At 41.3% G+C, this 11,002-nt stretch carries 10 protein-coding genes and 2 pseudogenes; 5 read left to right on the forward strand and 7 right to left on the reverse strand.

The window, feature by feature from the left end; all coding sequences use genetic code 11:
• Positions 1–142 precede the first annotated feature (142 nt).
• The gene (locus tag IM319_RS05700) at positions 143–808 is read left to right on the forward strand and encodes a ParA family protein (RefSeq protein ID WP_286826634.1); all 666 of its coding nucleotides are present in this window, start codon (positions 143–145) and stop codon (positions 806–808) included.
• Between the two features lie 17 nt (positions 809–825).
• On the opposite strand, the gene IM319_RS05705 is transcribed toward IM319_RS05700, so the two are convergent.
• Positions 826–1,278: a hypothetical protein gene (locus IM319_RS05705; RefSeq protein ID WP_287078577.1), complete on the reverse strand. Its 453-nt coding sequence runs from the start codon at positions 1,276–1,278 to the stop codon at positions 826–828.
• 45 nt (positions 1,279–1,323) lie between these two features.
• On the reverse strand, positions 1,324–2,106 hold the full coding sequence (locus tag IM319_RS05710; RefSeq protein WP_287685792.1) for a pentapeptide repeat-containing protein: 783 nt from the start codon (positions 2,104–2,106) through the stop codon (positions 1,324–1,326).
• A gap of 389 nt (positions 2,107–2,495) precedes the next feature.
• Between IM319_RS05710 and IM319_RS05715 the strand changes: the two are divergent.
• The 4 genes and pseudogenes from IM319_RS05715 (at position 2,496) to IM319_RS05730 (ending at position 6,103) form a co-directional block, all read left to right on the forward strand.
• A pseudogene (locus IM319_RS05715) lies at positions 2,496–2,693 on the forward strand (hypothetical protein).
• Positions 2,694–2,770: 77 nt separating this feature from the next.
• The gene (locus IM319_RS05720) at positions 2,771–3,808 is read left to right on the forward strand and encodes an AI-2E family transporter (RefSeq protein ID WP_287734967.1); all 1,038 of its coding nucleotides are present in this window, start codon (positions 2,771–2,773) and stop codon (positions 3,806–3,808) included.
• An 18-nt stretch (positions 3,809–3,826) separates the two neighbouring features.
• Positions 3,827–4,684: an amino acid ABC transporter substrate-binding protein gene (locus IM319_RS05725; RefSeq protein WP_287685786.1), complete on the forward strand. Its 858-nt coding sequence runs from the start codon at positions 3,827–3,829 to the stop codon at positions 4,682–4,684.
• 12 nt (positions 4,685–4,696) lie between these two features.
• Complete coding sequence (locus IM319_RS05730; RefSeq protein ID WP_287734968.1) at positions 4,697–6,103, forward strand: DUF2079 domain-containing protein; 1,407 nt, start codon at positions 4,697–4,699, stop codon at positions 6,101–6,103.
• On the opposite strand, the gene miaA is transcribed toward IM319_RS05730, so the two are convergent.
• From miaA to IM319_RS05760, 5 genes and pseudogenes are all read right to left on the reverse strand, one after another.
• The gene (gene miaA, locus IM319_RS05735; protein ID WP_286826679.1) at positions 6,045–6,992 is read right to left on the reverse strand and encodes a tRNA (adenosine(37)-N6)-dimethylallyltransferase MiaA; all 948 of its coding nucleotides are present in this window, start codon (positions 6,990–6,992) and stop codon (positions 6,045–6,047) included. The genes IM319_RS05730 and miaA overlap by 59 nt on opposite strands.
• 490 nt (positions 6,993–7,482) lie before the next feature.
• On the reverse strand, positions 7,483–9,336 hold the full coding sequence (gene ftsH3 / locus IM319_RS05740; RefSeq protein ID WP_287685790.1) for an ATP-dependent zinc metalloprotease FtsH3: 1,854 nt from the start codon (positions 9,334–9,336) through the stop codon (positions 7,483–7,485).
• 430 nt (positions 9,337–9,766) lie between these two features.
• Positions 9,767–10,108 carry a DUF565 domain-containing protein gene (locus tag IM319_RS05750; protein WP_287734970.1) on the reverse strand — a complete coding sequence of 114 codons (342 nt, stop codon included), beginning with the start codon at positions 10,106–10,108 and terminating at the stop codon, positions 9,767–9,769.
• A 2-nt stretch (positions 10,109–10,110) separates the two neighbouring features.
• Positions 10,111–10,722 (reverse strand): DUF3611 family protein, encoded by a 612-nt coding sequence (locus IM319_RS05755; protein ID WP_002800798.1) that lies wholly within the window; start codon positions 10,720–10,722, stop codon positions 10,111–10,113.
• A gap of 59 nt (positions 10,723–10,781) precedes the next feature.
• Positions 10,782–11,002: pseudogene (locus IM319_RS05760) on the reverse strand (RRXRR domain-containing protein); the annotation flags it as partial.

Here is an 11,002-nt window from a genome sequence, read left to right on the forward strand (position 1 = left end):
TAACTGATAACTGATAACTGATAACTGATAACTGATAACTGATAACTGATAACTGATAACTGATAACTGATAACTGATAACTGATAACTGATAACTGATAACTGATAACTGATAACTGATAACTGATAACTGATAACTGAAAATGTCCAATTCCTCAACAACCTCGCAATTAAAGCCTAATAGCCCCAAAATTCTGGCTGTTGTCAACGGTAAAGGTGGTGTGGGTAAAACCACCACTGCGGTCAATTTAGCGGCAATTTGGGGGCAAAATCAGCGTGTTTTGCTGGTGGATGCGGATCCCCAGGGTTCCTCCACTTGGTGGGTAGAAAGAAATCAAGGGGATATGGTATTTGATTTAGCCAAGCAAATTAATACAGAGAAATTAGGAGAATTGCGTCAAATTATCGAGTACGATCTGATCGTGATTGACACACCACCAGCTTTGCGCTCCCAATTACTTACCGCAGTAATAGCAGAATCAGATTATTTAATTTTACCGACTCCTCCCGCACCGATGGATTTAATGGCTTTAATTGACACGGTACGCACGGCAGTTAAACCCCTAGGAATTTCCTATCGGGTTTTGTTAACGAAAGTGGATTCCCGTAGTCTTAAGGAAACTTTGGAAGCACAAAATACTTTATTAGAATTAGGTATTCCTGCCTGTCATGCTTTTGTCAGAAATTATAAGGCCCACGAAAAAGCCGTTTTAGACGGGGTAGCTATTACCAATTGGCGCGGTAAAAATGCCCAAGAAGCGAGCGCCGATTATCGTCGTGTGGCCGAAGAATTAGAACGGGATTGGTAGATTTATCGACAGGTTTTCTAAGCACAATATTTTTGCAGTAAAGAAATCACTAAATCTAGACCATCGGGCTGAACTTGAACAGTATAGGCTTCGGCTTCAATTTGCCGGCTAAAACCTTCATAATTCATAAAAAATCTTCTGGTTATTGCTGGTGGTTCTATCCCTAAATTAAGAGCTTTAACTGTTTTGCCTCCATGACAAAGTTGAGTGGCATGGACAGCTTCATGAATCAATGTTGGTCGGGCAATACCTAAGTCAAAAACTAGGGGATGAATCCAAATAATTCTAGTTTTACTATCAAATAAACCGTAGGCTCCTCGCACGGGTGGCGGGGCAATTTTGACGATGAAATTGTGTTTTTCTAGAGCTTTTTGTAGTCGTAGAAAATCTGGATTTGCTGCCGATAAATTTTCTCCTGCAGCTAATTGTATCCCTAGAAAAACAGCAGCGATTGTGTAATAAATGCCCATCCGGTGATAGTTCATATTAAAGGGAGATCAAAATTAGCAAGAGGTCTATTGATGAATCGAACCATCGGGGAGAATTGTTCCTGTTAAAATTGCCCCAGTTAATTTCACCATAATACGCTTACCAAAGCCAATTTTTGCCCCGCGTAAATCCGCCGCCGACAGATCCGCCCCGCTTAAATCGGCCCCGATGAGATTGGCTTCCTGTAAATTTGCGCCTTTAAGGTTAGCTTCGAGGAGATTGGCGCGAAAAAGATTAGCTTTGTACAGATTAGCTTTTTCTAGGTTAATTTTGTGCAGGAAGCTATCGCTTAAGTCGGCATGGCTTAAATCTGCCCCGATGAGACTGCGATTAGAGAGATCTTTTTCCTTCAGGTTGGCCCCCTGTAAATCGGCTCCGTTTAAGTCCCGATAGTGAGGGCGCCAGGCGGCCTGATTGTGAACCTGATGGTTATTCTGGGAGTGGCTGTGTTGACTATGGGTTTCTTGACTAGGGGTTTTGTGACTGTGGGTTTGTGAATTTTGGCCGGGTTGGCTAGGGTGAGGCTGATAGGGGGAAGCAGTTTTATAAGCGTGGGCGGGCTTTTTTTCAGGTTTAGGGGCGTAATTGGAGCTTTTAGGAGAATTTTGATGGATTTGCCGCAATTGCTCCCTAGCGTGGTTAATTTCTTGCAGTTTAGCGGTGGCTTTTTCCAAAAGACGCTGATTATCTTTGGGAATGCGATCGGGATGCCAAATAAACACCAAATCCTTGTAGGCCTGATTGATCTCGTCGAGAGATGCCCCATGATCTAACCCTAAAACTTTATAGTATCGCTCCAATTCTTTCATCATCGAAGTCCTAGTACAAGGATAAAAGCATTAATGGCCAGAATTTTTCTGAGTCTGGTCGGATTTTCTGGGAGAGGATTTCTTTCAGGATAATTTGACTCTGGGATAGTTGCCATAAAATTTGAGAAAATGTCTGGTAATTAAGAAAATCTCGTTTTTCTATCCTGTTTTGGGCTGTAATTGTATAGCATATAACAGCAAAATTAGCAAGTTATCGATACAAAACTTAATTTATGCTGTTAGGGAAGTGGGGAAGTGGGGAAGTGGGGAGGTGGGGAGGTGGGGAGATTTGGTCAGTTATCAGTGAACAGTAAACAGTAATCAGTGAAAAGACAGCACTCTTGCTGTCATCCATATACTGCTCACTTAACACTCCAGGTTCTTTTTGTTTGTGTTATGCAATGGACGGGGTTATAAGGGATGAAACCCTTATAGAGAAAGACATTTAGCGATTTTTGTCAATTGTTTTCCCTCTAGAACGAACTAATCAATTAAGTCTCTTGCCAGATAAGGATTTAGTCGATTTATGCCCCCCGATGGAACCGTCCCGAGTAACGAAGAACCAGAGTCCCACTGATAACTGGTAACTGATAACTGATAACTGAAAAGGCTGACGACCGACTGCTGTATGATAAAACTTGTCCCGATAGGATAAATCAAGGTTGTGAAATTTGGTCAGTGGTTGGGGTTTATCTGTTTAATAATGGCTCTGTATGTATTGTGGCAGATTCGACAGCTGTTATTATTGATTTTTATGGCGATCGTGTTTACCGTAGCCTTAAATAGATGTGTAAAAGGATTGCAGAGATTAGGGATTAAAAGGGGGTTGGCTATTTTAATTACCCTGCTGACGAGTCTAGCAATTGTGATTTTATTTTTTGTAATTATCGTTCCCCCCTTTGTTGAACAGTTCCAAAAATTAATTGAACTTTTACCGCAAGCTTGGGATTTAGTCCGCAATAACTCGATTCGATGGCGACAACAATTCCAATTTGATTGGTTGCCATCGCTGCCTAATTTAAGTGATTTAGTCCAGCAGTTACAACCTTTAGGAACCTTTGTTTTTAGTAACTTTTTTACTTTCTTTTCTAACTCAGTTGCGGCAATTTTGCAATTATTATTCGTGCTGGTGTTAGCAATGATGATGTTAGCCAATCCCCAACCCTATCGACAAGCTTTCTTAAAATTATTTCCTAACTTCTATCGTCGTCGTGCCGAGGAAATTCTTACCCTATCGGAAGCGGGTTTGGGTAATTGGTTGTTGGGAATTGCCATTAGTTCAACTATGGTAGGATTATTCAGTGGTTTCGGTCTTTGGGTTCTACAAATTAATCTAGTTCTCGTTCATGCTATCCTAGCAGGATTGCTCAATTTTATCCCTAATATCGGACCGACTGCTAGTGTGATTTTTCCGATACTCATTGCTGTTATCGATGCACCTTGGAAAATTGTCGCTATTCTGATTCTCTATTTTATTATCCAAAATGTCGAAAGTTATTGGTTGACACCCACTGTCATGGCTAAACAGGTATCTTTATTACCGGCAATTACCCTAATTGCTCAAATATTCTTCGCTCAAATATTTGGCATCTTAGGTTTATTATTGGCTTTACCTTTGACAGTGGTAGTAAAAACATGGTTAGATGAATTACTATTCAAAGATATTTTAGATCAATGGGATCACGGTCATAACAAATCTTAAATAATCTCGGCAAAAGTCATGAAATTAATCATTCTTACTCTCGTTATTTTATCTAATTTTTTTGCTGCTCTCCCAGCTAAGTCTGAAACGGTTCTAGAAAAAATTAAACGCACGGGATTATTAGAAGTAGCTATGAGAGAAGATGCAATTCCGTTTGGCTATCGAGATAGTAATAATAATTTGCAGGGATTATGCTTAGATTTTATCCAATTGCTTAGAGAACAACTAAAGCATAAATTAAACCTCCGGATCATCAGTGTCAAAATTTATAAATCAACTTTATTTAATCGCTTCCAGTTATTGGAAAATAAAACCGTTGATTTCGAGTGTGGTCCTAATAGTATCAGAAAAAATATACCTGATGGTGTCAGTTTTTCTCGTCCTTTTTTTGTCACGGGAACTCAGTTTTTAGTTCGGAGTGATAATCAGAAGAATTTTAACTTTTCCTCGTCCTTAGAAGGTATAAGTATTGGAGTTTTGCGAGATACCAGCACTCAAGAATTATTAAGACAAAAATATCCTCTTGCTACCTATCAAGAATTTCAAGGAGTGACGGGAAGACTGCGAGGTATCCAAAGTTTAAGAAGGAATAGAATAGATGCTTTTGCTAGTGATGGTATTCTGCTAATTGGAGAAGCTGTTATCCTCGGTTTATCCTTAGAAAAAGATTATCAACTTATCCCGCGCAATCCTTTAAATTGTGATTATTATGGTTTCATTCTTCCCGCTAATGATCCCCAATGGCAAGAGTTTATTAATGCGGTTATCGTCACCAGTGAGAACAGAAATATTTTTAAAACATGGTTTACTGAAGTTGCTTCCTATTTTATACATACCTGGCAGTATTGTCGTAATAATCCCGAAAAATCTCAGTAAAACTTAACGATTATGCTCAAAAAAAATGATTTATTTTGGTTAGTTAGTTCCAGTACAATAATCCTGTTTATTTGCAGTGCTATCAGACATATTTTATTTCAATCTAATGCTCTCGATCTTGGTTGGTTCGATCAAGGAGTTTACCTAATTTCTCAAGGAAAAACCCCGATTATATCTTTTGTTGGCTACCATATTTTAGGCGATCATATCGCTTTTATTCTCTATCCTATAGCCTTACTTTATAAAATTTATCCTAGCGTTTATTGGCTGCTTTTCTTACAAGCTTTTTCCCTTTCCCTTGCAGTTTTTCCCCTCTGGCAATTGGCTATACAAGCGGGATTAAAAGAAAAACAAGCTTATACATTAGCCTTAGTTTATCTGCTCTATCCCCTGATTTTTAATGTTAATCTCTTTGATTTTCATCCCGAAGTTATCGCAGTGCCAGCGATTTTTTGGACAATTTTGGCAGCAAGATTAAATAATCTCTGGGGATTTTGTCTAGGAATCATTATTATTCTCGGTTGTAAAGCAATTCTCTCTTTAACATTGTTGGGAATGGGTATCTGGTTACTTCTCTGGGAAAAGAAAAAAATCTCGGGAATAATTGCTATTATTAGCGGCATTCTTTGGTTTATTATCACCACGAAATTATTAATCCCTCTCCTGACAGGAAAATCGGCAGTTATCGAAATGGCTGATTCTCGATATAGTTATCTAGGAGATAGTTTGCCAGCAATTATCTTTAATCTTTTCCTCAAACCCGATCTTGTCCTGGGAAAAATCTTTACTGGCAATAATCTAGAATATCTAATCCTATTAATTATTCCCTTATTTTGGGGTTTATCCTGGCGCTATTCTGCCCCAATAATTGCCGCTATTCCCGCACTCGCTTTAAATTTATTAGCAGATCATGCCCCACAAAAAAACTTAACCACTCAATATTCCCTGCCAATTTTGCCCTTTTTATTTCTAGCGGTTATCGCCACTTTAGCCCAGAATAGTAACTGGTTGAAGCAGCCTAAATGGATAATTACTTGGGCAATTATTGCCTTTCTTGCCTTAGCTAAATACGGCTATTTTTGGTCACTATATTTAAATTCCCTTGATACTTGGGCAGCTACCCAAAAAGCTCTAACCCAAATTACCACCGGTGAGAGTGTCTTGACTACTTCTAGAATTGCCCCCCATCTTACCCATCGAGAAATAATCAAATTAGCGATCGAAGGTTCCCAATCCCTAGATTTAAATCAATTTAATTATATCCTACTCGATCGCCGTCATCCCGGTTGGTCTAGTTCACCAGAACTAATTGATGATCACTTAAATAAACTGAATCAAAATGACAACTTTCGGTTAATCCTTAATGAGGATGATGTGTTTTTATATCGGGCCTTGACAACCCCTCAAGAAAAAAAATAATTTGTCGTTCCACCGATTCCAATAAATTTTCTTTATCGACGGGAAACCAGACAATATCAGCATCGGCACGAAACCAAGTGCGCTGACGTTTAGCAAATTGACGGGTGTGGAGGATAATTAGATCGATCGCCTGTTCTAAAGAAATTTCCCCGAGGAGATATTGCTTAATCTCTGCATAACCCAAAGTCTGCAAAAGTGGCAAATCCCAACCGTATTTATCCCCCAAATTCTGCACCTCTGCGACTAATCCCCTGGCGATCATTTGATGAGTACGAACAGTGATCCGCTTGCCTAAACTTTCTGGGGAACAATCTAAACCAATTTGTAAAATCGGATAAGTGGGAGGATTTTCTCCCTGCTGACTAGAGATAGGTTTTCCTGTCAGATAAAAAACCTCTAAAGCGCGTAAAGTCCTGATCTGATCATGGGGATGAATTTTTTTAGCAGCCTCCTCATCTACCTGCGTCAGAATCTGATAAAGATAGGATTGCCCTAAAGCTTGTAATTGCTGTCTTAAATCCGCTTGAGGAGAAACCCTCGGTATTTTTAAACCTTTGACAATGGACTTGATATAAAGTCCCGTACCACCGACCAAAAACAGAGGAGAATAGTGGAGAGTGGTGATTAAATCCTCAGCTTGTTCTTGGTACTGTGCTAGGGTAAAATTATGCTGAGGAGCGCAAATATCAATTAGATAATGGGGAATCCGCTGACATTCTTCTAAGCTAGGTTTAGCGGTACCAATATTAAATTCTCGATAGATTTGTCGGGAATCGGCACTGAGAATTACTGAATTAAACTTTTCGGCCAATTGTAGGGCTAAACTGGATTTTCCCGTGGCAGTTGCCCCACAAATAACAATCAGAATAGGGAAAGAGGAAGTAGTCATCGAAAATTTTGGGTGGGAAACCCCTCCGTTCTAGGTTGGCTTTACGTTAATCAGTAATCAGTGAACAGTAATCAGTAATCAGTGAACGGTGAAAAGACAGGACTGTTAAGCTAAGACGCATTTAAACAGGGTATTTTTAAGCTGATTAACAGGGGTGCATCCCACATTTGCAGAAATATCGACAATCAGCAATTATCAGTAACTCTTAAATTATTACAGATATATCAGCAGCTATCTGTAAGCATCCCACCGAAAAACTAATACGCTCCGTGGTTTGGGGGGTTCTACCCCCCAAAAGCTTGGATTGAGTGATAAAACCGAAAGTAATGCCCAATTTTAGGAGAAAGTTTCCGCTTAAAAATCCCAAATTAGTAGATTGACAAAAATTGAGATGCACCCGATTAACAGCTATTAAGTTTGTCATTAATTTTCGTTGAACAAAAAAACAGCACCCATCGGGATGCTGTTTGTCAAGAAAATGTTACAAAACTTAAGCTAAAGCCGCCATTTTCACATCGTTATGAGCGAGGATATTTTGTAACTCCTCCGCGTCCACGGTTTCTTTTTCCACTAACATTTGCGCTAACTGGTCCAAGATGGCGCGGTTATTGACTAAAACCTCTTTAGCGCGACGATAGGCCTGTTCCACTAAGTTACGCACTTCGTCGTCAATAGCTGCCGCAGTTTCATCGGAAAAATCTCGATCGGAAGCGATATCACGACCTAGGAAAACATTACCATTTTGACGACCTAAGGCCACCGGTCCCAGGCGATCGCTCATTCCGAAACGAGTTACCATTTGCCGCGCTACTCGTGCCACCTGTTGCAGGTCATTAGAAGCACCCGTAGTCACTTCTTCCTCACCGAAGATAATTTCTTCAGCTAAACGACCCCCCAAAGCTACAGCCATCTGATTTTGCAGATAAGCGCGAGAATATAACCCGGATTCCATGCGATCTTCGCTAGGAGTGAACCAAGTTAAACCCCCGGCGCGACCGCGAGGAATAATACTAATTTTCTGGACGGGATCGTAATCCGGCATTAAAGCACCCACCAAAGCGTGACCAGCTTCATGGTAAGCAACTAAAGTTTTGCGTTTTTCACTCATGACGCGATTTTTCTTCTCAGGACCTGCCAGGACACGATCGATCGCATCGTTGACCTCATCCATAGAAATCTCGGTTAAATTGCGACGTGCCGCTAAAATTGCGGCTTCGTTGAGCAAATTAGCTAGATCGGCACCGGTAAAACCGGGGGTACGACGGGCGATTTTATCGAGATCCACGTCTTGAGCCAAAGTTTTGCCTCTGGAGTGGACATTAAGGATTTCCTTACGGCCAGCGTAATCGGGACGATCTACCACCACTTGGCGATCAAAACGACCCGGACGTAATAAAGCGGAATCCAGCACATCGGGGCGGTTAGTGGCGGCGATAATGATAATACCTGTATTACCTTCAAAACCGTCCATTTCCGTTAATAATTGGTTGAGGGTTTGTTCCCGTTCATCGTTACCCCCCCCTAAACCGGCGCCCCGTTGACGACCGACAGCATCAATCTCATCGATAAAAACTATACAAGGTGCATTCGCTTTCGCTTGTTCAAATAGGTCGCGGACGCGAGAAGCACCCACCCCGACGAACATTTCCACGAATTCCGAACCGGAAATGCTAAAAAACGGGACTCCTGCTTCGCCAGCTACTGCGCGAGCGAGCAGGGTTTTACCTGTCCCCGGAGGACCGACTAAAAGGACTCCTTTGGGGATTTTTGCCCCAATTGCCGTGAAGCGATCGGCATTTTTCAGGAAGTCCACCACTTCGTTTAATTCTAATTTTGCCCCTTCAATCCCAGCCACATCACCGAAAGTAACCTGGGTTTGGGGTTCCATCTGTACTCTTGCTTTCGATTTGCCGAAGTTCATCGCTTGGGAACCGGGGCCACTTTGGGCGCGACGGAGCAAGAAAAATAAACCAACAAGAAGCAAAATGGGGAAAAAGAGGCTACTGAAGGCTCTTACCCATACTCCTTCTTCTCTTTGGGGCAGTACGGAAATATCAACGTTATTTTCTGCCAAGATGTTGATTAATTGCGGATCGTTGGGCAGGTTAACTAATACATTCGTTCCATCTTGGGTGGGTACGATCGCTCGCTGCCGGTCGGCACTTAAGCGCACGGTTTCCACTTTACCTTCCCGCACTTCCTGTAAAAATTCACTATACTTCCAAGTCTGTTGGACTGCCGGCTGGCGATCGAAGAAAGCTGAGGCCAAGGCAAGGACTACGATTAACAATAGGGCATATAGTCCCGCATTGCGCCATTTTTTGTTATTACCGTTTTTGTTCACGCTGTCGAACTCCTGATAAATTGAGGATGATCTTATCGGTTGTTAAGGGGTTGTTAATTTATGTTAACGTTTCTCAGGAACAGTGGACAGTTTTTTTAATAGACCTCTTGCAAAAATCAAAAATCTTCCGTTAGGTGAGGAGTAAGGAGCCAGTAGTCGGTCGTCAGGAGAATTAAGAATGAGCATTAATCAATTAAATGCTCTATTTAGGGTTTGCGGCAAAAAGTTTGTTGGTGGGGTGTGGGGTGTGGGGTGTGGGGTGTGGGGTGTGGTGGGGTTTTACCGATTTTGAGGGGGTCAATTACCTAATTTTCAGAGAAAAAGTCCCGGAATTTTCCCCCGATCACTCCCAGATCTGGTACTTTTTGATTGACAAAAGGTCTAAAAGTCTTACCCAACAAGGTTTTTAGATTTATTCAGCCAGCCCTATTTAAGAGACAATTTTAAAGGCTTCTAGAAATAAACTATAGGTGATACCAATTTTTAGTAAATTGAAAGATTCTCGCAGAATCGGTGCGGGTTTAGCCTGAGAACTTTTTCGGTAAACAATCCGGCTAATCGCCTCCGTAAACAGCACTAATAAACCGGCAGCGGTGACATCCCATTGAGCAGTTTGTCCAGCAGTGGTGACAATTGCCTGACCTGCAAAAGTTCCAAATAAAACACAAATTATCTGTAGGGAAATCCGCCGCCAAGGATTACCAAAAAAGCTATTAAATCGACTGCTGGTGACATTAGCCAGTGTACTTAAACGGGTGCGTTGCATGGCCATATTTATTTAGAAGTAATACGATTAAGAAGCCACAAAGAAGTAACGATACCAGTAAAGTGAGCGAGAATTGTATTAGTATTAGCCTGCACAATTAACAGGTCAACCGAATTAACAAATTGACTGGGGTTAGAGGCAACATTAAAAGTACCTTGGGGAACATTGAGGGATTTAATTAAGACGATTCCCGCTAACGCTTGCGCTCCCAAAATCGTTAAAAACATCCCGATAATATTAGCGATTAAACCCTGACGGATTAACTGAATAGTATCGGATTTTTTCGGGCGACTATCTTGATCACCCCTCAACATTTGACGGGCAATTTTCATGTAACGAGAGGAAAAGAAAATGGCAACCACCAAGAAACCAGCCCCACCAATGGCACATAAAACACCGATTTCAATGCCAGAAGTGCGTTGTCTCGTCCCTAATAAACTAGCGGTAGCAATGAGTAATAAAACCCCTGAAATTACGCCCAGGACAATCTGCGTCCAAAAACCGATTCTTCCCTGACGTAAAAGGATATTAGCAGCCCGTTGGACGGCCGGAGGCAAGGAATAAAGATCAGAATCTCTAGGGGTGGATATATTGGTAATTTCTGACTGTTTGTCTCTCATCGAAAAAGTGGGTCTGAAACCCCGCCCTTTAGCGATAGCGGAGGGCGGCTTTATATAAGTTAGCGAGAAACAATTAAACCGTTAGAACGACGAATTAACTGAATCTTGCTAACAGCTATCTGTCCCAATCGTGTCCAACTGGTATCGCTTACAGATAACTGTTTTTCGGTATCTCCACTAACATAACCAATTCCTTTGGGAGAAGAAACTAAATCTCCTTTACGGAACCCATGTCTTGTGGTAGAGCCACCATATTTACGTCGTTTACCACCTTTAGAAA

It is taken from the genome of Microcystis sp. M113S1, from assembly GCF_020246945.1.
Classification (GTDB): domain Bacteria; phylum Cyanobacteriota; class Cyanobacteriia; order Cyanobacteriales; family Microcystaceae; genus Microcystis.